This window comes from Streptomyces scopuliridis RB72 (assembly GCF_000718095.1).
GTDB classification, from domain to species: Bacteria; Actinomycetota; Actinomycetes; order Streptomycetales; family Streptomycetaceae; genus Streptomyces; species Streptomyces scopuliridis.
Genome location: NZ_JOEI01000014.1, coordinates 55,356 through 79,100, shown reverse-complemented (window position 1 = coordinate 79,100; position 23,745 = coordinate 55,356). Strand labels below are relative to the sequence as shown.

The following is a 23,745-nucleotide window of genomic DNA, read 5'->3' as shown; positions in this document are numbered from 1 at the left end:
TGAAGACAACCGCTGGAGACGCCCGGTGAGTTCCCCAGATCCGCAGGTTCGCGCAGCGCGAAACCGCTCAACCACGCCCCCGTCCCGCGGCCCCGTCGTCGCGGTCACCGGCGCCGCCTCCGGGGTGGGTGACCTGCTCACCCGCCGCCTGGCCGCGTCCGAGGAGATCAAGCAGGTCATCGCCATCGACGAGCGCAGGGGCGAGGTCTCCGAGGCGCAGTGGCACGTCCTCGACGTCCGCGACCCGGCCATCGCGGAGAAGTTGCGCGGGGCGGATGTCGTGGTACATCTCGCGCTCGAACTCGACCTGGAGACCGACGCGACCGCGCGTACGGCGTACAACGTGCGCGGTACGCAGACCGTGCTCACGGCCGCCGCCGCCGCGGGGGTGCACCGGGTCGTGCTCTGCACCTCGGCCATGGTCTACGGCGCGCTGCCCGACAACGACATCCCGCTCTCCGAGGACGCGGAGCTGCGCGCGACCGCCGAGGCGACCGGCGTCGGCGATCTGCTGGAGATCGAGCGCCTCGGCCGCCGCGCGCCCCGCGCGCACCCCGGCCTCAATGTCACGGTCGTACGCCCCGCCGTCCTGGTCGGCGGCACGGACACGGCCCTCACCCGCTACTTCGAGTCGCCGCGGCTGCTCGTCGTCGCGGGATCCCGCCCCACCTGGCAGTTCTGCCATGTCGACGACCTGGTCAGCGCGCTGGAGTACGCCGCGCTGGAGAAGGCCGACGGTGAGTTCGCGGTCGGCTGTGACGGCTGGCTGGAGCAGGAGGAGGTCGAGGAGCTGAGCGGCATCCGCCGGATGGAACTGCCGTCGGCGGTCGCCCTGGGGGCCGCGGCCCGGCTGCACAGGATCGGCCTCACCCCCTCGCCCGCCGGCGACCTCGCCTACACCATGCATCCCTGGGTGGTCAGCGTCAGCAGGCTGCACGACGCGGGATGGCGGCCACGCTGGACCAACGAAGAGGTCCTCGCCGCGCTCCTGGAGGAGGTGGAGGGCCGCCACACGGTCGCCGGCCGCCGGCTCGGCCGCAAGGACGCCACCGCGGCGGGCGCGGCGGGCGCGACGGTGGCGCTGCTCGGTACGGCCGCGCTGGTACGACGGGCCCGCAAGGCGCGGCGCAGGCTCTAGGAAAGGCGCGGGCTCTAGGAGAGGCGCGGGCTCCAGGAAAGGCGCGGGCTCCAGGAACGCGGTCCAGGGCCGCAGGACCCTCCGGAGCGGTACACCCCGGGCCGGGCGAAAGCGCTGTTCCGCGATGTCAGTGCCGTACGGCACGATGGGTTCATGGCGAGCACGCATTCCCACCCCGGTGAGCAGGCGGCGCAGGACCCGATCCGGCTGCTGGCGATACGCGACACCCCGCTGACCGTCGACGAGGTCTTCCGCGCGGTCGGCGACGACGCGGCCGGCGGCACGGCGCTCTTCGTCGGCACGGTGCGCAACCACGACGGCGGCGCCGACGTCGACACCCTCGGCTACTCCAGCCATCCCACGGCCGAGGCCGAGCTGCGGCGCGTCGCGGAGAAGGTCGTCGCCGACTATCCCGTGCGCGCGCTGGCCGCTGTCCACCGTGTGGGTGATCTGGCGGTCGGAGATCTGGCGGTCGTCGTGGCGGTCTCCTGCCCCCATCGAGGGGAGGCGTTCGAGGCCTGCCGGAAGCTGATCGACGACCTCAAACACGAGGTCCCGATCTGGAAGCACCAGAAATTCTCGGACGGCACGGAGGAGTGGGTCGGCGTCTGAAGCATGTCCGCACGCGCGCTTCGCTCGACTCGCCTCGTCTGAAACCCGGTCAGTACCCCTACGGCCCGATTTGCGTAACCGCACCCCGGCCAGCAGCGTTGTTTTCAGCAGATGGTTATCTGCTGATCGGTCAGTCACAGACGCTCACTTGAGGTCGGGAGATCGAAATGGCCGCACTTGCCTGGCTCTTGATTCCGCTCTTCGCCGCGATAGGCGCGGGTATATGGGGAAGCTGGGTCTCCAGGGACCGCACGATCGGGGACATAGCCGAGCTCAACGGCTACGCCCGGTTCCGTGACGCGATGGAGAAGGCGCCCTCGGACACGGCAGCCGCCGGGTCCGACGCTGTCTGACGTCGTCGCGGTCCGTACGCCGTCGCTGCGCGGCCCCGCCGCCCACGGCCTCGTACGGACCGGCCCCAGGGGTGCACTGACAGACCCTTCCCGTACTGTCGTTCCATGCCACGCCGCACCGCGACGATGCTCGCCTCCACCCTCGTCCTCATCGCGCTGCTCTGCGCAGGCGTGCTGATCAAAGTGCCGTATTCGGAGATGAGCCCCGGGCCGACGGTGAACACACTCGGTGACGCGGGCGGTGAGCCCGTACTCCAGATCTCCGGCCGCAAGACTTACCCGACCTCGGGTCATCTCAATATGACGACGGTCAGGGTCACCGGCGCGGATTACAACATGAACATCGTCGAAGCGGTCTACGGCTGGCTGGCCCACGACAACGTGGTGGTGCCGCACGACACCCTGTATCCGGACGGCAAGACGGAAGAGCAGTCCACGCAGGAGAACGCCGAAGAGTTCAGCCAGTCCCAGGAGAGCGCCAAGGTCGCGGCCCTGCGGCAGCTGAACATCCCGGTGTCGTCGCGGATCATCGTCTCCTCTGTGATCAAGGACAGCCCCTCCGAGGGCACGCTGCACGCCGGCGATGTGATCAAGGCCGTGGACGGTACGGCGGTCAAGGAGCCGCAGGACGTCGCGAAGCTCGTCACCAAGCACCAGCCCGGCGAGGACGTCTCCTTCACCATCGTCCCCGCCGACGAGGCGAAGGCGGCGGAGAAGGCGGGCAAGGAGCCGGAGGCGAGCGAGAAGGTGACGGTCACCACGGCGAAGTCCCCCGACGGCGACCGGGCGATCGTGGGCATCCAGGCCGGCACGGACCACACGTTCCCGTTCACGATGGACATCAAGCTGGCCGACGTGGGCGGCCCGAGCGCCGGGCTGATGTTCTCCCTCGGCCTCGTCGACAAACTCACCCCCGGCTCTCTGACGGGCGGCAAGTTCGTCGCCGGTACGGGCACGATCGACGACAAGGGCACCGTCGGCCCGATCGGCGGTATCGAGATGAAGCTCGTCGGCGCGCGCGCCGCGGGCGCCGAGTACTTCCTCACGCCGGACCAGAACTGCGCGGCGGCGGTCTCCGACATCCCCAAGGGCCTCACGCTGGTCAGGGTGAAGACCATCGCGGACGCCACGAAGTCCCTGGACAAGATCCGCGCCGGGGACACGGCCGGCCTGCCGAGCTGTTCGGCGAGCTGACCGGCCGCGTCCCGGGGAGGAGGGCCCGAAAAGGGGCCGGCTACGACTCGAACGTGGCGGAGAGCGCCTCGGCCAGCCCCGGGACCAGCCCCGAGCCGGTGAGGACCTCGCTGGGAGAGTCCTTCTCGCGCAGCCGCAGCGCGGACTCCCGGGCGCCGTCACGCAGCACGGCCACGGTCATCCGTACCTCCTGACGCTCCGGGTGGGCGGAGACCCAGGAGGCGAGCCCGGCCTCGTCGAGACCTTCCGGTACGGACGCCTCCGCGGACGGCGGCAGCATCAGCCGCTCGACCGTCATCGCGCAGCCCGCCACCGCCCCGGGCCACGCGATGGTGGCGAGGAACTCGTCCAGCGGGGTGCCGGACGGGATCTCGTCCTGCTCGATAGGGGTGAGGGGCGCGACGGACCCGGCGTCGTCGAGACCCAGCTGGGCCGCGAGCTCCGGCTCGTCGGTGCGCAGCCGCGCGGTGTCGACGAGCGCGAAGAGCCTGGCCGGCTGGTCCCAGCCGAGCCCCGACGCGTACTCGTCGATTTCGAGCACCGCGCGGGTCAGCGGGCTCGCGGCCATGGGTGTGCCTGAGGGAGAGACGTTGGACATGGTCAATATCCTGCCTCCTTCGGACCCGGGTACGGGAACTAGGTAAAGCCTCAGTAAGTTGCATGAGTGGGCTCTACGATCGCGGGGCCCGCTTTTCACACGCTGAATCACACGACCGCGAACTTAGAGGTGCGCACGTTGGCTTTCCAGATGCCGGACCGCGGCGGAGGCCCAGCCGGGCCACGGATGAGAGTGGGCCGGCCCTCTCGGCGGGTCCGGACCCTGCTCATGACCTTGGGCGTGCTGGCCGTGCTGGCCATGCTCTTCGTCATGTTCGCGGGGTTCTGGACCGACTGGCTCTGGTACCGCTCGGTGAAGTACTCCTCGGTGTTCACCACCACGCTCTGGACCAAGATCGGTCTGTTCGCGGTCTTCGGGCTGCTGATGGCCGGCGCCGTCGGCCTCAACATCTGGCTGGCGCACCGGCTTCGGCCGCCGCTCAGCGCGATGTCGATGGAGCAGCAGAACCTCGACCGGTACCGGATGGGGATCGCCCCGTACAAGAAGTGGGTGCTCCTGGCGATCACCGCGCTGGTCGGGCTGATCTCCGGGGCCTCCGCCGCGGGACAGTGGCGTACGTGGCTGATGTGGGTGAACGGGGTGGCCTTCGGCCAGAAGGACCCCCAGTTCAAGATGGACGTGTCGTTCTACGCGTTCGATCTTCCCTGGTACCGCTTCATGCTGGCCTTCGGCTTCGCGGCGACCGTGCTGTCGCTGATCGCCGCCGCACTGACCCACTACCTGTACGGCGGGCTGCGGATCACCAGCCCCGGCGCGCGGGCCACCGCCGCGGCCACCGGCCATCTGTCGGTGCTGCTCGGTGTCTTCGTCTCGCTGAAGGCCGTGGCGTACTGGCTCGACCGGTACGGGCTGGCCGTGAAGTCCAGCGACTTCAAGGCGGCGGGCAACTGGACGGGCCTGCGGTTCGTCGACGCCAACGCCTATCTTCCGGCGAAGACGATCCTCTTCTGCATCGCCGTCATCTGCGCCCTGCTGTTCTTCGCGACGCTCTGGCGCCGTACGTGGCAGCTGCCGGTGATCGGCTTCGGTCTGATGGTGCTGTCGGCGATCCTCATCGGCGGCCTGTACCCGGCCATCGTGCAGAAGTTCCAGGTCCAGCCGAACGAGCAGGCCAAGGAATCGCCGTACATCAAGAAGAACATCGACGCCACGCGCAAGGCGTACGGCATCGACAGCGCCGATGTGCAGGACTACGGCGGCAAGGGCGACCCGGACAAGAAGGCCGAGCAGCGCAAGGCGGCCGACACCGCCGCGAGTTACCGGCTGGTCGACCCCAATGTGGTCTCGCCCGCGTTCCAGCAGCTCCAGCAGGAGCGTAAGTACTACCAGTTCCCCGCCACGCTGGACGTCGACCGGTACACCGGCCCCGACGGAAAGCCGCAGGACACGGTCGTCGGTCTGCGCGAGCTGAACATCACCGGTATCCCCAAGCGCAACTGGATCAACGACCACTTCACGTACACCCATGGGTACGGTCTGATCGCGTCCAAGGGCACGAACACGGTGACGGACGAGAACGACGGCACCATCGGCGCCCCGGACTTCACCGAGTCCGGCCTGCCGACGTCCGGCCAGCTCCCCACGTACGAGCAGCGCGTCTACTACGGCGAGAAGACCGAGCAGTACTCGATCGTGGGCGGGCCCCAGAAGGAGCTGGACTACGAGAAGAACGGCGAGCGGACGACGAGCTACAAGGGCAAGAGCGGAGTCGATCTCTCCAACCCGCTGAACCGCGCGGCGTACGCCGTGGCCTTCAGCGAGCCCCAGATGCTCTACTCCGGCGCCATCGGCGACGGCTCGCGGATTCTCTACAACCGCACGCCCAAGGAGCGCGTCGAGGCCGTCGCGCCCTGGCTGACGATCGACGGCGACGCCTATCCCGCCGTGGTCGGCGGCCGTATCCAGTGGATCGTCGACGCGTACACCACGACGAACGGCTATCCGTACGCGTCCCGTACGACGCTCGGCGACACCACGGCCGACTCGCTGACCGACAGCCAGCGCGCGGTCGTCGCGCAGCAGAACCAGGTCAACTACATCCGGAACTCGGTGAAGGCCACCGTCGACGCGTACGACGGCACGGTCAAGCTGTACGAGTGGGACACCAAGGACCCGGTGCTCAAGACCTGGATGAAGGCCTTCCCGGGCACGGTTCAGCCGAAGTCCGAGATCAAGCCCGACCTGCTGTCCCATCTGCGCTACCCGCAGGACATGTTCAAGGTGCAGCGCGAGCTGCTCACCCGCTACCACGTCACGGACCCCGCGCAGTTCTACAGCGGCAGTGACGCGTGGCAGGTGCCGGACGATCCGACCAACAAGGACAGCAACTCCGTCCCGCCGTACTACCTGAGCCTGAAGATGCCCGGCCAGAACGAGCAGAAGTTCTCGCTGACCACCACCTTCACGCCCAACGGGCGCCCCAACCTGGGCGCGTTCATGGCGGTGGACGCCGATGCGACCAGTTCGGACTTCGGCAAGATCAGAGTCCTGAGAGTGACGTCCACCGTGCAGGGCCCGCAACAGGTGCAGAGCGAGCTGAACGGTGTGCCCGAAGTCGCCGAGTTCGTCAGGAACCTGAGAGGAACCGACTCGGACATCGAGTACGGCAACCTCCTGACGGTGCCGCTCAACGGAGGCTTCCTGTACATCGAGCCGGTGTACGCGCGCGGTGGCAGCGCGAACTATCCGCTGCTGAAGAAGGTGGCGGTTTCCTACGGCGGCAAGCCCGTCTTCAAGGACAGCCTCCCCGAGGCGCTCAACGCGGTGTTCGGGGCGGAGAGTTCGCCGACGCCCACGACCCCGCCGCCACCGGGCGAGACCACCAAGCCGCCGGCCACCGGTGACAAGGCGCTGCAACAGGCCATCGCGGACGCCCAGAAGGCGTACGAGGACGGTGAGGCGGCGCTGAAGAAGCAGGACTGGACGGCGTACGGCAAGGCTCAGAAGGAGCTCCAGGACGCGCTCCAGCGGGCCGCCGACGCGGACACCGGATCCGGCTCTGCCAGCGGGAACGGCGGGGACAGCGGCGACGGCGGGAACGGCGGTAACAACAGCGGCTGAGCAGGCAGCACTCCACCCCGTGGTACGGTTGCAACACAACGACGCGGGGTGGAGCAGCTCGGTAGCTCGCTGGGCTCATAACCCAGAGGTCGCAGGTTCAAATCCTGTCCCCGCTACGCGAAGTCGAGGGCCCGGATCCTTACAAGGATCCGGGCCCTCGCCATGCGCGCCGCGCCACGAGTGCCAACTGTGTCTCAGGTCCCGTGAGTTGACCGTCGGCGTGTTTGACTTGTCTCTCTGTGGGCATGTCGACAAAACGCTGAAGTGACCACCGGTCGCGGTATACCGGCTGTACGCGAGTGGTCAGTGGTGCGACGATGGAAAATATGGGGGATAGGACAACTCTGTTGGAGACAGGGCGGTATGTGCAGCGACACGTAGAGGATGGCGTCCGGGCCGAGAGCGGCGCGGCGGGATCCGCCGAGAGCGCTGCCGACGCCGAGACCGAGGAGCGCCACCGGCGCGCCGCCGACGCGGGCGACACCGCGTCGATGAGCGTCCTCGGCGCCATGCTGCTGCGCCGCGGCGATCTCGACGCCGCCGAGCCCTATCTGCGTGCCGCGACCGCCGCGGGCGAACGCGCCGCCGCCAACAATCTGGGCGTCCTGCTCCACCAGCGCGGCTATGTCGACGAGGCGGCCGGCTGGTGGCGGGTCGCCGCCGTCGCCGGATCCGCCGCCGCGGCCCATGCGCTGGGGCGGCACTACCGCGAGCTGGGCGACGAGCCCGCCGCCGAGTACTGGCTGCGCCAGTCCGCCGAGCAGGGCCATGCGCTGGGCGCGTACGCCCTCGCCGATCTGCTGGAGCACCGCAGCGACGTCGGGGCCGAGCGCTGGCTGCGCGCCGCCGCCGAGCAGGGGCACCGCGAGGCGGCGTACCGGCTCGCCCGCGCCCTGGAGGTACGGGCGCGCGAGACGGCGCATCCGGGCGCCGACGCGGTCTACCGCAGTGGTACGGGCCCCCCGACCTCGGGCGGCCGCCGTCGCCCGGGCGCCGACGCGGGCCCGCGCGAGGACACCGGAGAGGGAGCCCCCGGCGGGCCGTCGCTGATCAGCGAGGCCGCGCAGTGGTACCGGCAGGCCGCCGCCCGCGGCCACCGCCGGGCCGCGCTGTACCTGGGCGCGATCCTGGAGAAGCGGGGTGAGCTCAAGGAGGCGGGACGCTGGTATCTGACCTCCGCCAAGGACGGCGAGGCGCGGGCCGCCTGCGCCCTCGGCTTCCTGCTGCGCGACGCCGGCGACGAGGAGAGCGCCGCCGTCTGGTGGCTGCGCGCCGCGCAGGAGGGCGACGGGAACGCGGCCAACGCCCTCGGCGCGCTGCACGCCGCGCGCGGCGAGCAGCAGACCGCCGAGCGCTGGTACCGCGCGGCCATGGACGCTGGCGATGTCAACGGGGCGTACAACCTGGGGCTGCTCTGCGCCGCCCAGGACCGTACCGTCCAGGCCGAGCAGTGGTACCGCCGGGCCGCCTACGCGGGCCACCGCGAGGCCGCCAACGCCCTCGCCGTCCTGCTGCTCCAGGCCGACGACCCGACCGGCGCCGAGCCCTGGTTCTCCAAGGCCGCCGAGGCGGGCAGCGTGGACGCCGCGTTCAACCTCGGCATCCTCTACGCGGGACGCGACGACGACGGTACGGCCCTGCGCTGGTACGAGCGCGCGGCGGCGGCCGGCCATACGGAAGCGGCCCTCCAGGTCGGTATCGCCTGCCTCAGGGACGGCGACGAGCGGTCGGCCGAGCGCCATCTGCGCTGCGCCGCCGGCGGTGGCAGCGCCGAGGCGGCCTTCCGGCTGGCCACGGTCCTCGACTCGCGCCGGCCACCGCCGGGACCGCCCGCGCTCGGCGAGCCGCACGGCGTGAAGACCGAGTGCGAGCAGTGGTACGAGCGCGCCGCCGAGCAGGGGCACCGGCGCGCCCAGGTACGGGTCGGCATGCTCGCCGCCGGGCGCGGTGATATCGCCGACGCGGCGCGCTGGTACCGGGAGGCGGCGGAGGCGGGCAGCCGCAACGGCGCCTTCAACCTCGGGCTGCTGCTCGCCCGAGAGGGCGGCGAGCGGGAGGCCGCGCTGTGGTGGACCAGGGCCGCGCAGGCCGGGCACGGCCGGGCCGCGCTGCGCCTGGCGCTGCTCGCCGCGCGCCGGGGCGAGCTGACCGAGGGACAGCGGTGGTGCGCGCGCGCCGTCGAGCTGGGCCCCGCCGAGGTCGCGGAGCGCGCGGCCCGGCTGCGCGAGGCGCTCCATCAAGAGCTCACCGCGTGAGTACGCGGGGCGCGCGGAAAGGGATTTGCTCTGGTCGGTGGTGTGACGTAATGTTGCGTTCATCGACGCGGGGTGGAGCAGCTCGGTAGCTCGCTGGGCTCATAACCCAGAGGTCGCAGGTTCAAATCCTGTCCCCGCTACTGAAACCGGAGGCCCGGATCTCGAAAGAGGTCCGGGCCTCCGGCGTGTGCGTCACGACTACGACGAAGGGCCCCGGCAGCGGTCAGCCGCCGGGGCCCTTCGTGAAGAGGTAATGCGTCAGGCGGTTACGCGGACGCGCAGTTCGGGCAGGTTCCCCGGTACGTCACCTCGACACCCGAGATCGTGAACCCGAAGCGCTCCCCGTCCGGCAGATCGGCCAGCGGATCGCCCGACGGATGGACATCGCGTATGGCACCGCACTGCGCACAGACCAGGTGGTGGTGCGGCCGGTGCGCGTTCGGGTCGTACCGCTTGGCCCGGCGGTCTGTGGACACCTCGATCACTTCACCGAGCGTCACCATCTCACCCAAGGTGTTGTAGACGGTGGCCCGGGAGATCTCAGGAAGCCTGGCGACGGCGCGTGCGTGCACCTCGTCGGCGGTCAGATGCACATGCTCCCCGTCGAGGACCTCGGCCACAACACGCCGCTGCGCCGTCATGCGCCAGCCGCGTTCGCGAAGTCGTTCCAACAGGTCACTCATGGAACCAGCCTAACAGTGAGGGGACCCAGGTCCCGAATGTGTGTGACTTTGGATGGCTGCTTGACTTAGACAAAGTCCATCGTAGGATCGGAATCGGCACCCGCCAAGGGACAGCACCGAGCAGTAATGACGCAGGAGGCGCACGTGACGCAGGGACCGCTCACCACGGAGGCCGGGGCTCCGGTCGCCGACAACCAGAACAGCGAGACCGCGGGCGTCGGTGGTCCCGTTCTGGTCCAGGACCAGGCACTGCTGGAGAAGCTCGCGCACTTCAACCGTGAGCGCATCCCGGAGCGCATCGTGCACGCGCGCGGCGCCGGCGCGTACGGCACGTTCACGCTGACCCGCGACGTCTCGCAGTGGACGCGGGCGAAGTTCCTCTCCGAGGTCGGCAAGCAGACGGAGACGTTCCTGCGCTTCTCCACCGTCGCGGGCAACCTGGGCTCGGCGGACGCGGTGCGCGACCCGCGCGGCTTCGCGCTCAAGTTCTATACCGAAGAGGGCAATTACGACCTCGTCGGCAACAACACCCCGGTGTTCTTCATCAAGGACGCCATCAAGTTCCCCGACTTCATCCACACCCAGAAGCGCGACCCGTACACCGGCTCGCAGGAGGCGGACAACGTCTGGGACTTCTGGGGTCTGTCGCCGGAGTCCACCCACCAGGTGACCTGGCTGTTCGGTGACCGCGGTATCCCGGCCACGCTCCGTCACATGAACGGGTACGGCTCGCACACGTACCAGTGGAACAACGAGGCCGGCGAGGTCTTCTGGGTCAAGTACCACTTCAAGACCGACCAGGGCATCAAGAACCTCACCTCGGACGAGGCCGCGGTGCTGGCGGGCCAGGACCCGGACAGCCACCAGCGCGATCTGCGCGAGGCCATCGAGCGCGGTGACTTCCCGTCCTGGACGGTGCAGATCCAGGTGATGCCGGCGGCCGAGGCGGCCGCGTACCGCTTCAACCCGTTCGACCTGACCAAGGTCTGGCCGCACGAGGACTACCCGGCGATCGAGATCGGCAAGCTGGAGCTCAACCGCAACCCGGAGAACATCTTCGCGGAGGTCGAGCAGTCCATCTTCTCGCCGGCCCACTTCGTGCCGGGCATCGGTCCCTCCCCGGACAAGATGCTCCAGGGCCGTCTGTTCGCGTACGGCGACGCCCACCGCTACCGCGTCGGCATCAACGCCGACCATCTGCCGGTGAACCGTCCGCACGCCACCGAGGCGCGGACGAACAGCCGGGACGGCTTCCTGTACGACGGCCGTCACAAGGGCGCCAAGAACTACGAGCCGAACAGCTTCGGCGGCCCGTTCCAGACGGACAAGCCGCTGTGGCAGTCCGTCCCGGTCACCGGCGGCACCGGCAACCACGAGGCCCCGAGCCACGCCGAGGACAACGACTTCGTGCAGGCGGGCAATCTGTACCGGCTGATGTCCGAGGACGAGAAGGGCCGGCTGATCGACAACCTCGCCGGGTTCATCTCCAAGGTCTCGCGCGACGACATCGCCGAGCGCGCGGTGAACAACTTCCGTCAGGCGGACGGTGACTTCGGCAAGCGGCTGGAGGCCGCGGTCCAGGCCCTTCGCGGCTGACAGCCTCTCGCGCCGAGACGTCAGGGGCCGGGTCCTTCGGGATCCGGCCCCTGACGCCGTCCCGGGGCCCGGGGCCTGTCCGGCCCTAGGCCCCGGCCAGTACCGCCGCCTCCCGCCGGGCCGGGGCCCAGCAGCGGATGATGTCGCGTACGGACACGACGCCGACCGGTTCGTGCGCGTCGAGCACGATCAGATGGCGGAACCCGCCGCTGGACATGGCCGCCGCGGCTTCCTCCAGCGTCCAGGCGGGCGAGGCGAAGACGACGGACGTCGTGGTGTGGGTGCCGGCGGTCTCGGAATCGGGGCTCTCGCCGGCACCGAGCGAGTTGAGGATGTCGCGCTCGGTGAGGATTCCGATCCCGCAGTGGTCGGGATCGAGGACGACGGCGGCGCCGACGCGGCGCGCCGACATCAGCCGGGCCGCCTGGCGGAGCGTATGCGTGGGGCCGATGGTCAGGACCACCGAACTCATGGCGTCACGGACGAGCATGGATGGAGTCACCTCCTCGGTGAACCGGTTTCCGGGGTCCCTTGGGGACCGAGCGGATCGGGAAGACCCTGGAGAAACGATTCACAAGTTCACAAGTGGGGGAACTCTTAGAGTGACACTGTTGCGCGGAGTGAACAAGGGGGCGCCCGACGCGGACGCCGGGGCGCGCGGAAAAATCAATAGCGCTGGTTGAGGTAGCCGAGGAGCTCTTCGTGGAGGATTCCGTTCGATGCCGCCGCGTTGCCGCTGTGGGGCCCCGGGCGGCCGTCGAGGCCGGTGAAGCTGCCGCCCGCCTCCTGGACGACGATCGCCGTCGCCGCCATGTCCCAGAGGGACAGCTCGGGCTCCGCGCAGATGTCGACCGAGCCCTCGGCGACCATCATGTACGGCCAGAAGTCGCCATAGCCGCGAGTGCGCCAGCATGCCCGGGTCAGGTCCAGGAAGCCGTCCAGCCGGCCCTGTTCCTCCCAGCCGGTCAGTGAGGAGTACGCGAACGACGCGTCCTGGACGCGGGAGACGTCCGAGACCCGCAGTCGCGTCGCGGAGGAGAGGCTCCGGCCCGTGTACGCGCCGCCGCCCTTCGCCGCCCACCAGCGCCGGCCCAGCGCGGGCGCGGACACCACGCCGACGACCGGTTCGTAACCGCCCTCGGCGGCCACCATCAGGGAGATCAGCGTGGCCCAGACGGGCACCCCGCGGACATAGTTCTTGGTGCCGTCGATGGGGTCGATGACCCAGCGGCGCGGGCCCGTGCCCTCGATGCCGTACTCCTCGCCCAGGATCGCGTCACGCGGCCTCGCCCGCTGGAGATTGCCACGGATCAGCTCCTCGGCCGCCTTGTCGGCCTCGCTCACCGGAGTCATGTCCGGTTTGGTCTCGACCTTGAGGTCCAGGGCCTTGAACCGGTCCATCGTCGCGGCGTCGGCGGCGTCCGCGAGGACATGGGCGAGGCGCAGATCATCGTGGTAGTCGGGCATGGTCGTCACAGTATCCATCGTGCGCGATGCCCGGCCACGGGGTCCGGTCGGCGAGAAGGCGCCGCGGGACCTTGACAGTGAGCGACAGCCCGTCAACTCTGTGCACAGAGCCGCACGGCCCCGGAGGCGACGATGCCTACAGCGCGTGAAGCCCTGCTCAGATCCGCTCTCGCGGCGCTCGCCGACCTGCCCTGGTCCGCGATCAGAATGGTCGATGTGGCATCGGGCGCCGGGGTCTCCCGGCAGACCCTCTACAACGAGTTCGGCAGCAAGGACGGTCTCGCCCGCGCGCTGATGCGGCGTGAGGCCGATCGCTATCTTCACGGTGTGGAGCGGCTGTTGGGCGAGCGCGCCGACGCCGCGGACCGGCTGGTGGCCGTCGCCGAGTGGACCGTCGGCGAGGCACGGGCCAGACCGCTGCTGCGCGCGCTGCTCACCGGCTGCTGGGGGGAGTGGCTCCCGGCGCCGCCGCCCGCGCGGGCGGCCACCGCCACGTCCGCCGTCCCGGCGCAGCGCCGCGCGGACGCCGGGCCGCCGGGGACCGCGGATCTGGTGGCGCTGGTACGGGACAGATCGGCGGCGGCGCTGCGCCAGGACTCACGCGATCCCGGCCCACGCGATCCCGGTCCACGCGGTGCCGGTCCACGCGGTGCCGGTCCACGCGATCCAGGTCCACGCCGCGATCACAGCCAAGGCGATCGCAGCCCGCGTGATCCCGGTCGGCGCGATCACGGCCAACGCGACCACGACCGCGACGAGTTGCTCTACCGCTGTGAGCTGGCCGTCCGGCTCGCGCTCGCCCATCTCATCGCGCCCGGCGCCGAGTCCGTAGGACCACTGGTCCGTACGGCCGTCACCGCACCGCTCCGCGCACCCCTGCGCGCTCCGCTCAGTGCGCCGAGCCCGAGAGCTGGAGCCCGATGACCCCGGTGACCACCAGTGAGATCGAGACAAGCTTCAGTACGGACACCACATCGCCGAGGAAGACCATTCCGTAGATCGCGGTGCCCGCCGCGCCGATGCCCGTCCACACCGCGTACGCGGGACCCACGTCGAGCTTCTTCAGCGAGAGCGTCAGCAGACCGAAGCTGCCGAGGGCGAAGGCCGCGAACGCGATCGTCGGCCAGAGCCTGGTGAATCCGTGGGAGAGCTTCAGGCAGACGGCAAAGCCGGTCTCCAGAATCCCGGCGACCACAACCAGCAGCCACGCCATTGTGTAAGGCCTCCCCGCGTCAGTGACTGCTTGGTACCGTCCGGTGTCCGGTGTGATTATGCCCCTTACCGGCGGGGGTGGGCGGCAAACGTGTACGAGTCAGTCACCTTCGCGCCGCTCCCGCGTGGCGAGAAGACGACGCAGCGAGTAGAGCCGGGCCGGATCGGCGTGGCCCTCGGCCACCCACGCGTCCAGCGCGCAGTCCGGTTCGTCGTGGCTGCAGGCGCGCGGGCAGCCCTCCGTACCCGGCACCAGATCGGGGAAGGCGAGGATGACCCGGGACGGATCGACATGGTGGAGTCCGAAGGACCGGATACCGGGGGTGTCGATCACCCAGCCGTCCGCCTTCGCCAGCGGCAGCGCCAGCGCCGAGGTGGTGGTGTGCCGGCCGCGTCCGGTGACCGCGTTGACGTCTCCGGTGATCCGGTGACGGTCGTCCGGGACCAGCGCGTTGACCAGCGTCGTCTTGCCGACGCCCGAGTGGCCCACGAAGGCGGTGACCCGGCCGTCGAGATATTCGCGTACGAGGTCCGCCGCGTAGCCGCTCGCCAGTTCGTCGCGGCGTGTGACGACATAGCGGATGCCCAGCGCCCGGTAGGTCTCCAGGAGTTCGTCCGGTGAAGCCAGATCGGACTTCGTCAGCACGAGCAGCGGTTCGAGCCCTCCGTCGTACGCCGCGACCAGACAGCGGTCGATCAGCCGGGGGCGCGGCTCCGGGTCGGCGAGGGCGGTGACCACGGCCAGCTGGTCGGCGTTGGCGACGACCACGCGCTCGTACGGATCGTCGTCGTCCGCCGTACGCCGCAGCACCGAGCGGCGCTTCTCGATCCGTACGATGCGCGCCAGCGTGTCCTTCTTGCCCGACAGATCGCCCACCAGGAAGACCTGGTCACCCACCACGGCGGCCTTGCGGCCCAGTTCGCGCGCCTTCATCGCCAGGACGACACGGTCCTCGACGAGACAGGTCAGCCGGCCCCGGTCGACGGTCAGGACCATGCCCTCCGACGCGTCCTCGTGCTTGGGCCGGATATTCGTACGCGGCCGGTTGCCCTTGGGGTTGGGACGCTGGCGGATGTCGTCCTCGTCGGGGTTCTTGCCGTAGCGGCGCATCGCGTCAGGCTCCCGCTCCCGCGAGCATGTCCGTCCACATCCGCGGGAAGTCCGGCAGTGTCTTGGCGGTCGTCCCGACGTTCTCGATCTCCACGCCGGCGACGGCGAGGCCGATGATCGAACCCGCCGTGGCCATGCGGTGGTCGTCGTACGTGTGGAACACGCCGCCGTGCAGCGGGCGCGGGCGGATGTGCAGCCCGTCCGCGGTCTCGGTGACATCGCCGCCCAGCTCGTTGATCTCCTTGGTGAGCGCGGCCAGCCGGTCCGTCTCGTGGAGCCGCAGATGGGCCACGCCCCGCAGGGTGGAGGGCGAGTCGGCGAGCGCGGCGACGGCCGCGATGCCGGGGGTCAGCTCCCCGACCTCGCTCAGATCGAGATCGACCCCATGGATCCGGCCGGTGCCCGTGAAGGTCAGGCTGGTGCCCTCGGCGGTCTCGGCGAACTCGCAGGAACCGCCCATCCCGGTGAAGATCTCGCGCAGCGCGTCACCCGGCTGAGTGGTTCGCTCGGGCCAGTCGGGGACGGTGACCCGGCCGCCCGTGACCAGCGCGGCGGCCAGGAACGGCTGGGCGTTGGAGAGATCGGGCTCCACGGTCAGATCGCGGCCGAGCAGCGCGCCCGCCGAGACCCGCCAGACATTCGGCTCGCCACCGGTCTCGGGCTCGTCGACCTGGGCGCCGACCCCGCGCAGCATGTCGACCGTCATCCTGATGTGCGGCAGTGAGGGCAGTACGGCGCCCACGTGCCGTACCTCCACTCCCTGGTTGAAGCGTGCTCCGGAGAGCAGCAGGGCCGAGACGAACTGGGAGGACGCGGAGGCGTCGATCTCCACCGCGCCGCCCTCCAGGGCGCCGCCGCCGTGCACGGTCAGCGGGAGTGAGCCGCGTCCGTCGTCGTCGATTCGGGCGCCCAGCGCGCGCAGGGCGTTGATGACGCTGTGCAGCGGACGCTGATAGGAACGGGGGTCGCCGTCGAAGCGGACCGCGCCGTCGGCGAGCGTCGCGACGGGCGGCAGGAAGCGCATGACCGTGCCGGCGTTGCCGACATCGACGGTGGCGGGTCCGTGCAGCCCCGAGGGGATCACCCGCCACGCCTCGCCGCTCGGGCCCGGCACGGCAGCGGCGGCGGAGCTGGACGACGAGACGGTCTCCTCGATGCCGACGCCCATGGCCCGCAGCGCGTCGGCCATCAGGAGGGTGTCGCGGGAGCGCAGCGGGCGGCGCAGCCAGCCGGGCTCGGCGGCCAGCGCGGCGAGGACCAGACCACGGTTGGTGACCGATTTCGATCCGGGCACGGTGACCGTCGCTTCGACGGCCCCGTTTGCGTAGGGGGCGGGCCAGAGGGCGGGCTGCACGGAGCTTTCGGTCATGGCCAACACTTTAGTGGTTCTTGAGGGACCTCGATCCTGATCAAATACGGAGAAACCAGGGCGTAATCAGAGGGTGATAAGAGGGCTGGAGGATGAGCGGCCGAATTGTCGGTGTCAGAGGCCCAACAGCCAGCGTCCGCCGCCGACCAGGGAGGAGAGCGAGACGGCGTGGAAGAGGAACAGCCACATCGCGGGCGGCGCGTGCGTCAGCCGGCCCAGCTGGTCCGCGTCGGAGTCCCCGGCGCCGCCGTACCGGCGCTTCGACTGGAGCTCGAAGGCGGGCCGTACGCCCCCGAGGAGCAGGAACCAGACGGCTGTGTACGCGAACGCCGACTGGACGTCCGGACCGGTCAGCCAGGAGATGAGCAGGAAGGCCGCCCCGGTGACGATCACCGTGAGCGCGCCGTACGCGTTGCGGATCATCACCAGCATCGCGAGCAGCAGAGCCGTCGTCAGCCACAGCAGCAGGGTGATGTGGTGCGCGGAGAGCAGCCAGGCACCGCCGAGACCGAGCAGTGGTGGGGCGGTGTAGCCCGCGGCGGCGGTGAGGATCATGCCGGGGCCGGTCGGCCTGCCCCGGCTGACGGTCAGGCCCGAGGTGTCCGAGTGCAGCCGTATGCCGTCGAGCCGGCGTCCGGTGACCAGGGCTATCAGCCCGTGGCCGCCCTCGTGCGCGATGGTTATCGCGTTACGGGAGAGCCGCCAGAGCGGACGCGGTACGACGGCGGCGAGCGCGACGACCGCCGTCACGACCACCAGCCAGTCGTCCGGGGCGGGCTGGGTACCGAAGACGCGATCCCACAGATCGCCGATGGAGGCGGAGTCGATGCTGGCCATTGCTCGGGCGGCTCCTCGGCTGGGTGGCGTCGTGGCGGTGTTGTGGCTGGCAGTGTGGCACCGACGTGCCATACGTAGGAAAACGCTGTCGCGCCTCACGCCGGTTCCGCCGGAAACCTGTGAGTCGTCCCGCGCGTACGACGCCCCACCTGTTCGGCGTAACCTGGCGCCATCGCAGGCCACCATCGCAGGCCCAGAGGAGCGGTTGAGGATGTGCGGCAGGTACGCGGCGAGCCGTCGGCCCGAGGACCTTCAGGGAGTCTTCGGCATCGAGAAGTGGGAGCCCGAGGAGACCCTCGCCCCCGACTGGAACGTGGCCCCGACCAAAGAGGTCTACGCCGTTCTGGAACGCCCCGTGAAGGAGGCGGCGGACCCCGGTCCGGTCCGTCAGCTGCGGAAACTCAAGTGGGGGCTCGTACCGTCCTGGGCCAAGACGCCCGAGGGCGGGGCCCGGATGATCAACGCGCGCGCCGAGACCGTGCATGAGAAGCCGTCGTTCCGGCGGCCCTTCGTCTCACGGCGCTGCATCCTCCCGGCCGACGGCTACTACGAGTGGGTCACCGGATCCGACGAGCGGCAGCTGGAGGAGCAGGGCAAGAAGAAGCGGCCCCGCAAGCAGCCGTACTTCGTCACCCCGGCCGACGGCTCGGTCTTCGCGATGGCCGGACTGTACGAGTTCTGGCGGGACCGCACGCTGCCCGACGACCATCCGTCGGCCTGGTGGGTGACCTGCTCGGTGATCACCACCGAGGCGGAGACGACCCCGCTGGCGGTGGCCCCGGCCGAGGGCCCCGGATCGCTGGCGGAGATCCATCCCCGGATGCCGCTGATGCTGACGCCGGACCGCTGGGACGCCTGGCTGGACCCGGCCCGTACGGACCCCGAGGAGCTGCGGACGCTGCTCGCTCCGCCGCCGGCCGGGCTGATGCGGGCGTATCCGGTCACGACGGCCGTCAGCAATGTCCGTAACAACGGTCCCGAGCTGCTGGAGGAGCTGCCGGCGCCGGAGGAGAGCACGCTCTTCTGACGCGACAGCCGCGCCGGTGTTCGCGCGCCGGGGTGGCCGTGTGACGGAGGATGGCTGTGTGACAAGCGACACGACAGCCGAGCGGGACCAGCAGACCGTCGAGACCCCCGCCGGGGACGCCCGGATCACCTGGCATCCCGCCGAGCGGCCCCGCCGCGTCCTCGCCCTCGGCCATGGCGCCGGCGGCGGGATCGAGGCGCGTGACCTGCGGGCCCTGGCCGCCGCGCTGCCCCCGCTCGGGGTTAGCGTCGCCCTGGTGGAGCAGCCCTGGCGGGTGGCCGGCAAGAAGATGGCGCCGGCGCCGAAGACCCTCGACACCGGATGGCGCGCGCTCTGGCCCGCGCTGGAGAAGCCGGGCGTGCCGGTCGTCGCGGGCGGGCGCAGCGCCGGGGCGCGCGTGGCCTGCCGTACGGCGCGCGAGCTGGGCGCGCACGCCGTACTGGCCCTGAGTTTCCCGCTGCACCCGCCGGGCAGGCCGGAGAAGTCCCGCGCCGCCGAGCTGCTGGAGTCGGGCGTGCCCACCCTCGTCGTACAGGGCGGGAACGATCCCTTCGGCAAGCCCGCCGAGTACGCCGAACTGCCGGAGGGCGCGCCGGCCGCGCCGGGTGGCGCTCCTGGGGGCGGTTACGAGCTCCTGGAGGTGCCGTACGGAGACCATGGATTCGCCGTGCCCAAGAAGGCGCCCCTCTCGCAGGACGAGGCCCTTCGGATCATCACCGAGGGCGTCGCCGGCTGGCTCGGCGTGCCGGACGGGACCCGGTGAGACCTCTGGGGAATGCCCGGCGCGCGGTCGCTGTTGTGAGGAACATCGGTAGACAGAGCATGAGAGGGAGTCCGTCGTATGGGTTCGACCATCTGCCCGCGCCGCTCAGACGCCACTGACCTGGAGTGGACGGTGCTTTCCGCGGCCAAGACCGCTTCTGTTCGGGCGGCCGGCGGGGCGGACCGGCAGGCCCCGTCGCCTCAAGGTCGACTATTCTCCGATTCGAGTGGGTCCGCATTCGGCCCCGCCACATCGTTGGAGGAGGTGGGTCCGGTCACTGGGACCGACGGAGCGACCGACGACGGCCACATCGAAGAGACCATCGCCGAGCGCAATGCCCGTTTCGAGAGGGATGCTCTGGGCTACCTGGACCAGATGTACTCGGCCGCCCTGCGTATGACGCGCAATCCGGCCGATGCCGAGGATCTGGTGCAGGAGACCTATGCCAAGGCGTACGGCTCCTTCCACCAGTTCCGTGAGGGAACCAACCTCAAGGCGTGGATGTACCGCATCCTCACGAACACATTCATCAACTCGTACCGCAAGAAGCAGCGCGAGCCCCAGCGCAGTGCCGCCGAGGAGATCGAGGACTGGCAGCTGGCGCGCGCGGAGTCGCACATGTCGACCGGTCTGCGCTCCGCCGAGTCGCAGGCGCTCGACCATCTCCCGGACTCCGACGTGAAGGCCGCGCTCCAGGCGATTCCCGAAGAGTTCCGGATCGCCGTGTATCTCGCCGACGTAGAGGGCTTTGCGTACAAGGAGATCGCGGACATCATGGGAACCCCCATCGGTACGGTCATGTCACGACTGCACCGGGGCCGCCGCCAGTTGCGCGGCATGCTGGAGGACTACGCCCGTGACCGCGGGCTCGTCCCGGCGGGTGTCGGAGAGTCGCTGGACGACCGGAAAGGTTCGGACTCATGAGCTGCGGAGAGCCGCATGAGACGGATTGCGCCGAGGTCCTCGATCATCTCTACGAGTTCCTCGACCGCGAGATGCCCGACAGCGACTGCACCAAGTTCGAGGTGCACTTCGAGGAGTGCTCCCCGTGCCTGGAGAAGTACGGCCTTGAGCAGGCCGTGAAGAAGCTGGTCAAACGGTGCTGCGGGCAGGACGACGTACCGGCCGACCTGCGGTCCAAGGTGATGGGGCGGATCGATCTGATCAGGTCGGGACAGGCCGTGCCCGAGCACGAGGTGTCGGCGGCCGGAGCGGATCTTCCGGGCGTCGCCAAGGAGTAGCCCGCCCGGCGAGTGGGCCGGGCGAGCAAGAAGCACGAACAGATTGACGAGAGGGCGTATCGCGCACGGCGCGGTGCGCCTTCACGCGTGCTCGCGGGCGCCCCCAAACCCCCGCGCGCGCCCGCGCATGACTCTCGCGCGCGTACCCACCGTATGTCCGCGTATATCACCGCTGTCACCCGAAGGTGCTAATCGGCGGCAAACGCCGGATGGTCGCCCTCCAACTCGCTAGCCTGACCCTCTGTTTGGGCCGGGCCGAGAAGGGGGGAATACGCCGTGAGGGCCATTCCGGTGGCGGCGCGCGTATGCATTCTGGGTACCGCGCTCTGCGCGGCCCTCTGTGTCCATCCCGCGCTGCGCCCCGACACCGCCTGGGGAGTCGTCTCGCTGCTGGCGGCGCTGTACGCCTTCTGTGAGCTGCCCGCCCGCTGCCGCTATCTGGGACGCTCGGCGAGCGGTTCCGCACCCGTCGTCGCCGGATCGTTCTTTCCCGTGCTGCTCGCCGCCGCCCTCCTGCTGCCGCCCGCCGCCGCCGCGCTGGTCGCCGTACCGGGCGCGCTGCTCGGCCGGATCGACCAGCGCCCGAGGAGCGCGCGGCGGATCTGGCGCGCGGCGCAGCTCACCATCGCCACCTGGGCGGCGGCGTGGGCCCAGGTGGTCTTCGGCGGTCCCGTCGCGCTCGGCGGCGGGGGGTACGGGCTGACGACGCCCGACTTCCCGTACGTACTGCTGCCGACCGGCGCCGCGGCCCTCGCCTTCTGTCTGGTGCTCTCCGCGCTGGACGGCTGCATCCTGGTCACCGCCGAGCGGCTGCCGCTGCGCACCGCCTGGCGCGGGCTGCTGCCGCGCTCGCTCGCCCCGCTCGGCGCGCACGGGCTGGCCGGGCTGATGATGGCCGTCCTGTGGCGCAGTCCCTTCGGGCCGCTCTCGGCGCTCTTCGTCCTGCTGCCGATGTACATCTCCTGCTGGGTCTTCGCGCAGTACCACCGCGAGCGCGCGGCCCACCAGGCCACCATCAGGGCGCTCGTGCAGGCCGTCGACATCAAGGACCGGTACACCCGCGGCCATAGCGAGCGGGTGGGGCACGCCTCCGTGCTGATCGCCCATGAGCTGGGCATGGAGCGGGAACGGATCGAAGTGCTCCGGTTCGCCGGGATCCTGCACGACGTCGGCAAACTCGGCGTCCCGACCCGGGTGCTGCGCAAGGACGGCCCGCTGACACCCGAGGAGCGCCGGGTGATCGAACTGCATCCCGAGTACGGGCACGAGATGGTGCGCGGCATCGGATTCCTGGGCGAGGCGCGGTCCGCGATCCTGCACCACCATGAACGGCTCGACGGCACCGGCTATCCGTACGGGCTCGCCGGGCAGCGCATCCCCGAGTTCGCCCGGGTGGTGGCCGTGGCCGACGCCTTCGACGCGATGACCTCGACCCGTTCGTACCGGCGGGGGCGGCCGGTGCCCACCGCGCTGGCGGAGCTGGAGCGGTGCGCGGGGACGCAGTTCGATCCGCGGATGGTGCGGGCGCTGGCCCGGGCGCTGGACCGGCACGGCTGGCAGACGGCGGTCACGTCGGACGAGCCCGCGCCACCGGGCCCGCCGCCCGGCCCCTCTCCCAGCGCGTCACCCGCCCCGTCACCCGCCCGTCCGGCCGCCGCCCCGCCGCCCGTCCCGGCCGCCCTCCCGGTATCCGCCGCGGCCGGGCGCGGAAACGTCCCTCCTGCCCGGACCAGCGGCGTTGGCCATGTGCCCCACGCCGCCCGTACCGCCAGGACAGGCCAGAGCGGGCGCACCGGCCAGAGCGGGCGGTCCGAGCGGTCCGGCCGGGGCGGCGGGAGATGACCTCGGCCGCGGTCGGGGCGCCGGGCGCCGGACGCCGACCCGTCTCCGGCACCGTCGTCGCGGTGTACGGCGCGGCGGTGCTGCTAACCGCCGCCGGGCTCGGCTCCACGCTCTGGCACGGCCTCGCCGACCCCCGGATCGCGCTGGCCTTCGGCGTACTCATCGCCGTCGGTGAGCTGGCGCGCTGGGGCGCGCTGCCCGGTGAGCGGGAGCCCGCGCCGGTCGCCGCCGCCGGGGCCCTCGCGTACGCGCTGCTCGGCGAGAACGCCGGACAGCCGGTCGGCCACGGCGTGCTCCAGACCGTCACCGTCGTCCTCACCGCCGGGCTCGCCGGGGCCGTACCGCATGTCGCCCGGGGGCGCGGGCCCGCGCTCGACCACATGGTGAGACGCGTTCTCACCGTCGGCTTCGCCGCCTTCTGCTTCCAGCCGCTCTACGACTCGGCCGGGCTGCGGGAACGGTTCGGTGCCGGCCCCGGCTACGCGATGCTGCTCCTCCTGCTGCTGGCGCTCACCGCGCTCTGCGACGCCGTACTGGCCGCGCTCGTCCTGCGGGCCCGCACCCGCCACCCCTTCGGGCCCCTGCTCCGCGACGAGCTGCGCGCGCTGCTGCACATCGGCTCCGCGGTCTGTGCCACCGGAGCGGTGATCGCGCTCGGGGTCGCCGTCGCCGGGCTGTGGGCGCTGCCGGTGTTCTGTGTGCCGCTGCTGCTGACCCAGCTGTCCTTCCGGCGGTACGCCGCGGTGCGCACGACGTACCGGCAGACGATCGCCTCCCTCGCCCGCGCCACCGAGATCGCCGGATACACCCCCCAGGGCCATGCCCGCAGGGTCGCCGAACTGAGCCTGGCCGTCGGGCGTGAACTGGGGCTCTCCGGCCCCGAACTGACCGTTCTGGAGTATGCCGCCCTGATGCACGACATCGGCCAGCTGTCTCTCGTCGACCCGGTGCCCGACGGCGCCACCGCCCTGCTGCCGGTCGCCGAGCAGCGGCGCATCGCCCTGCTCGGCGGCGCGGTGGTCCGGCAGACCGGAGTGCCCGCCGCCGTCGCGGTGGTGGTGGAGCGGCAGGCGGACCCGTACCGGGAACAGCCGATGTCCGCCCGGATTGTCCGCGCCGTCAATGCGTACGACGATCTGGCCGGGGAATGTGCCACTGCGAGTGGACCGCTCAGTGCGCTGGAGCGGCTCCGGCTCGGGACGGCGCACGACTACCAGCCCGAGGTGGTGGAATCCCTGGCGCGCGTGCTCTCCCGGGGGCGGTCGGGACCCTGGTCCGATGGGGTAACCCATGGGTAATGAGCGGGCGTCCGACCGAGCATGGTTGGATGCGAAGAAGAGCAAGATGTGGTGTCCGGGGGCACTGA

General features: G+C 70.6%; 22 protein-coding genes and 2 tRNA genes. 16 read left to right on the top strand and 8 right to left on the bottom strand.

What is annotated here, in order from left to right; translation table 11 throughout:
- Positions 1-25: 25 nt before the first annotated feature.
- The 4 genes from IF11_RS0119115 (at position 26) to IF11_RS0119100 (ending at position 3,297) form a co-directional block, all read left to right on the top strand.
- Positions 26-1,138: an SDR family oxidoreductase gene (locus IF11_RS0119115; RefSeq protein ID WP_030352850.1), complete on the top strand. Its 1,113-nt coding sequence runs from the start codon at positions 26-28 to the stop codon at positions 1,136-1,138.
- Between the two features lie 153 nt (positions 1,139-1,291).
- Positions 1,292-1,750, top strand: a complete 459-nt coding sequence (locus IF11_RS0119110) for a molybdenum cofactor biosynthesis protein MoaE (RefSeq protein WP_030352849.1) — start codon at positions 1,292-1,294, stop codon at positions 1,748-1,750.
- 167 nt (positions 1,751-1,917) lie between these two features.
- Positions 1,918-2,103, top strand: a complete 186-nt coding sequence (locus IF11_RS0119105; RefSeq protein ID WP_030352848.1) for a hypothetical protein — start codon at positions 1,918-1,920, stop codon at positions 2,101-2,103.
- A gap of 105 nt (positions 2,104-2,208) precedes the next feature.
- Entirely contained in the window at positions 2,209-3,297 is a 1,089-nt protein-coding gene (locus IF11_RS0119100; protein ID WP_030352847.1) for a YlbL family protein, read from the top strand.
- Positions 3,298-3,337: 40 nt separating this feature from the next.
- On the opposite strand, the gene IF11_RS0119095 is transcribed toward IF11_RS0119100, so the two are convergent.
- Positions 3,338-3,895, bottom strand: coding sequence for a PPA1309 family protein (locus tag IF11_RS0119095; RefSeq protein WP_078490776.1), 558 nt, complete (start codon positions 3,893-3,895; stop codon positions 3,338-3,340).
- Between the two features lie 150 nt (positions 3,896-4,045).
- On the opposite strand from IF11_RS0119095, the gene IF11_RS0119090 reads away from it, so the two are divergent.
- The 4 genes from IF11_RS0119090 (at position 4,046) to IF11_RS0119075 (ending at position 9,371) form a co-directional block, all read left to right on the top strand.
- Entirely contained in the window at positions 4,046-6,976 is a 2,931-nt protein-coding gene (locus tag IF11_RS0119090) for a UPF0182 family membrane protein (RefSeq protein WP_030352845.1), read from the top strand.
- Positions 6,977-7,018: 42 nt separating this feature from the next.
- A tRNA-Met gene (locus tag IF11_RS0119085) sits at positions 7,019-7,092 on the top strand.
- Between the two features lie 201 nt (positions 7,093-7,293).
- Positions 7,294-9,231 carry a tetratricopeptide repeat protein gene (locus IF11_RS0119080; protein WP_030352844.1) on the top strand — a complete coding sequence of 646 codons (1,938 nt, stop codon included), beginning with the start codon at positions 7,294-7,296 and terminating at the stop codon, positions 9,229-9,231.
- Positions 9,232-9,297: 66 nt separating this feature from the next.
- Positions 9,298-9,371, top strand: a tRNA-Met gene (locus IF11_RS0119075).
- A gap of 126 nt (positions 9,372-9,497) precedes the next feature.
- Here IF11_RS0119075 and IF11_RS0119070 read toward each other — a convergent pair.
- The gene (locus tag IF11_RS0119070) at positions 9,498-9,914 is read right to left on the bottom strand and encodes a Fur family transcriptional regulator (RefSeq protein WP_030352843.1); all 417 of its coding nucleotides are present in this window, start codon (positions 9,912-9,914) and stop codon (positions 9,498-9,500) included.
- A gap of 144 nt (positions 9,915-10,058) precedes the next feature.
- Between IF11_RS0119070 and IF11_RS0119065 the strand changes: the two genes are divergently transcribed.
- On the top strand, positions 10,059-11,510 hold the full coding sequence (locus IF11_RS0119065) for a catalase (protein WP_030352842.1): 1,452 nt from the start codon (positions 10,059-10,061) through the stop codon (positions 11,508-11,510).
- A gap of 85 nt (positions 11,511-11,595) precedes the next feature.
- On the opposite strand, the gene IF11_RS0119060 is transcribed toward IF11_RS0119065, so the two are convergent.
- Together IF11_RS0119060 and hisN are read right to left on the bottom strand one after the other, a co-directional pair.
- Positions 11,596-12,000, bottom strand: a complete 405-nt coding sequence (locus IF11_RS0119060) for a CBS domain-containing protein (protein ID WP_030352841.1) — start codon at positions 11,998-12,000, stop codon at positions 11,596-11,598.
- 176 nt (positions 12,001-12,176) lie between these two features.
- A complete protein-coding gene (gene hisN / locus IF11_RS0119055; protein WP_030352840.1) occupies positions 12,177-12,977 on the bottom strand; it encodes a histidinol-phosphatase in 801 nt (266 codons plus the stop codon).
- A 132-nt stretch (positions 12,978-13,109) separates the two neighbouring features.
- On the opposite strand from hisN, the gene IF11_RS43220 reads away from it, so the two are divergent.
- The gene (locus IF11_RS43220; RefSeq protein ID WP_051746051.1) at positions 13,110-13,901 is read left to right on the top strand and encodes a TetR/AcrR family transcriptional regulator; all 792 of its coding nucleotides are present in this window, start codon (positions 13,110-13,112) and stop codon (positions 13,899-13,901) included.
- Here IF11_RS43220 and IF11_RS0119045 read toward each other — a convergent pair.
- The 4 genes from IF11_RS0119045 to IF11_RS0119030 form a co-directional block, all read right to left on the bottom strand.
- Positions 13,867-14,190, bottom strand: a complete 324-nt coding sequence (locus tag IF11_RS0119045) for a DMT family transporter (RefSeq protein WP_030352838.1) — start codon at positions 14,188-14,190, stop codon at positions 13,867-13,869. The two genes, IF11_RS43220 and IF11_RS0119045, sit on opposite strands and share 35 nt — an antisense overlap.
- A 99-nt stretch (positions 14,191-14,289) precedes the next feature.
- Complete coding sequence (gene rsgA, locus IF11_RS0119040; protein WP_030352837.1) at positions 14,290-15,300, bottom strand: ribosome small subunit-dependent GTPase A; 1,011 nt, start codon at positions 15,298-15,300, stop codon at positions 14,290-14,292.
- 4 nt (positions 15,301-15,304) lie between these two features.
- Positions 15,305-16,669: a 3-phosphoshikimate 1-carboxyvinyltransferase gene (aroA, locus tag IF11_RS0119035; RefSeq protein ID WP_030352836.1), complete on the bottom strand. Its 1,365-nt coding sequence runs from the start codon at positions 16,667-16,669 to the stop codon at positions 15,305-15,307.
- A 114-nt stretch (positions 16,670-16,783) separates the two neighbouring features.
- Positions 16,784-17,506, bottom strand: a complete 723-nt coding sequence (locus IF11_RS0119030; RefSeq protein ID WP_420894560.1) for a M50 family metallopeptidase — start codon at positions 17,504-17,506, stop codon at positions 16,784-16,786.
- A 211-nt stretch (positions 17,507-17,717) separates the two neighbouring features.
- Between IF11_RS0119030 and IF11_RS0119025 the strand changes: the two genes are divergently transcribed.
- From IF11_RS0119025 to IF11_RS0119000, 6 genes are all read left to right on the top strand, one after another.
- The gene (locus tag IF11_RS0119025; protein WP_030352834.1) at positions 17,718-18,533 is read left to right on the top strand and encodes an SOS response-associated peptidase; all 816 of its coding nucleotides are present in this window, start codon (positions 17,718-17,720) and stop codon (positions 18,531-18,533) included.
- 58 nt (positions 18,534-18,591) lie between these two features.
- Entirely contained in the window at positions 18,592-19,296 is a 705-nt protein-coding gene (locus IF11_RS0119020) for an alpha/beta hydrolase family protein (protein ID WP_030352833.1), read from the top strand.
- A 264-nt stretch (positions 19,297-19,560) separates the two neighbouring features.
- A complete protein-coding gene (locus IF11_RS0119015; RefSeq protein WP_030352832.1) occupies positions 19,561-20,220 on the top strand; it encodes a sigma-70 family RNA polymerase sigma factor in 660 nt (219 codons plus the stop codon).
- The gene (gene rsrA / locus IF11_RS0119010; RefSeq protein WP_030352831.1) at positions 20,217-20,537 is read left to right on the top strand and encodes a mycothiol system anti-sigma-R factor; all 321 of its coding nucleotides are present in this window, start codon (positions 20,217-20,219) and stop codon (positions 20,535-20,537) included. The genes IF11_RS0119015 and rsrA overlap by 4 nt, the downstream gene beginning before the upstream one ends.
- Positions 20,538-20,813: 276 nt before the next feature.
- On the top strand, positions 20,814-22,379 hold the full coding sequence (locus IF11_RS0119005; RefSeq protein WP_078490774.1) for an HD-GYP domain-containing protein: 1,566 nt from the start codon (positions 20,814-20,816) through the stop codon (positions 22,377-22,379).
- Positions 22,376-23,677: an HD-GYP domain-containing protein gene (locus IF11_RS0119000; protein ID WP_051746050.1), complete on the top strand. Its 1,302-nt coding sequence runs from the start codon at positions 22,376-22,378 to the stop codon at positions 23,675-23,677. The genes IF11_RS0119005 and IF11_RS0119000 overlap by 4 nt, the downstream gene beginning before the upstream one ends.
- The last annotated feature ends 68 nt before the right edge of the window (positions 23,678-23,745 follow it).

Excerpts from the sequence above, each read along its gene's own strand:
- IF11_RS0119110 (WP_030352849.1), top strand. The coding sequence starts at position 1,292 with ATGGCGAGCACGCATTCCCACCCCGGTGAGCAGGCGGCGCAGGACCCG.
- IF11_RS0119105 (WP_030352848.1), top strand. The coding sequence starts at position 1,918 with ATGGCCGCACTTGCCTGGCTCTTGATTCCGCTCTTCGCCGCGATAGGC.
- IF11_RS0119100 (WP_030352847.1), top strand. The coding sequence starts at position 2,209 with ATGCCACGCCGCACCGCGACGATGCTCGCCTCCACCCTCGTCCTCATC.
- IF11_RS0119095 (WP_078490776.1), bottom strand. The coding sequence starts at position 3,895 with ATGTCCAACGTCTCTCCCTCAGGCACACCCATGGCCGCGAGCCCGCTG.
- IF11_RS0119090 (WP_030352845.1), top strand. The coding sequence starts at position 4,046 with ATGCCGGACCGCGGCGGAGGCCCAGCCGGGCCACGGATGAGAGTGGGC.
- IF11_RS0119080 (WP_030352844.1), top strand. The coding sequence starts at position 7,294 with ATGGAAAATATGGGGGATAGGACAACTCTGTTGGAGACAGGGCGGTAT.
- IF11_RS0119070 (WP_030352843.1), bottom strand. The coding sequence starts at position 9,914 with ATGAGTGACCTGTTGGAACGACTTCGCGAACGCGGCTGGCGCATGACG.
- IF11_RS0119060 (WP_030352841.1), bottom strand. The coding sequence starts at position 12,000 with ATGCTCGTCCGTGACGCCATGAGTTCGGTGGTCCTGACCATCGGCCCC.
- hisN (WP_030352840.1), bottom strand. The coding sequence starts at position 12,977 with ATGCCCGACTACCACGATGATCTGCGCCTCGCCCATGTCCTCGCGGAC.
- IF11_RS43220 (WP_051746051.1), top strand. The coding sequence starts at position 13,110 with ATGCCTACAGCGCGTGAAGCCCTGCTCAGATCCGCTCTCGCGGCGCTC.
- IF11_RS0119045 (WP_030352838.1), bottom strand. The coding sequence starts at position 14,190 with ATGGCGTGGCTGCTGGTTGTGGTCGCCGGGATTCTGGAGACCGGCTTT.
- rsgA (WP_030352837.1), bottom strand. The coding sequence starts at position 15,300 with ATGCGCCGCTACGGCAAGAACCCCGACGAGGACGACATCCGCCAGCGT.
- aroA (WP_030352836.1), bottom strand. The coding sequence starts at position 16,669 with ATGACCGAAAGCTCCGTGCAGCCCGCCCTCTGGCCCGCCCCCTACGCA.
- IF11_RS0119030 (WP_420894560.1), bottom strand. The coding sequence starts at position 17,506 with ATGGCCAGCATCGACTCCGCCTCCATCGGCGATCTGTGGGATCGCGTC.
- IF11_RS0119025 (WP_030352834.1), top strand. The coding sequence starts at position 17,718 with ATGTGCGGCAGGTACGCGGCGAGCCGTCGGCCCGAGGACCTTCAGGGA.
- rsrA (WP_030352831.1), top strand. The coding sequence starts at position 20,217 with ATGAGCTGCGGAGAGCCGCATGAGACGGATTGCGCCGAGGTCCTCGAT.
- IF11_RS0119000 (WP_051746050.1), top strand. The coding sequence starts at position 22,376 with ATGACCTCGGCCGCGGTCGGGGCGCCGGGCGCCGGACGCCGACCCGTC.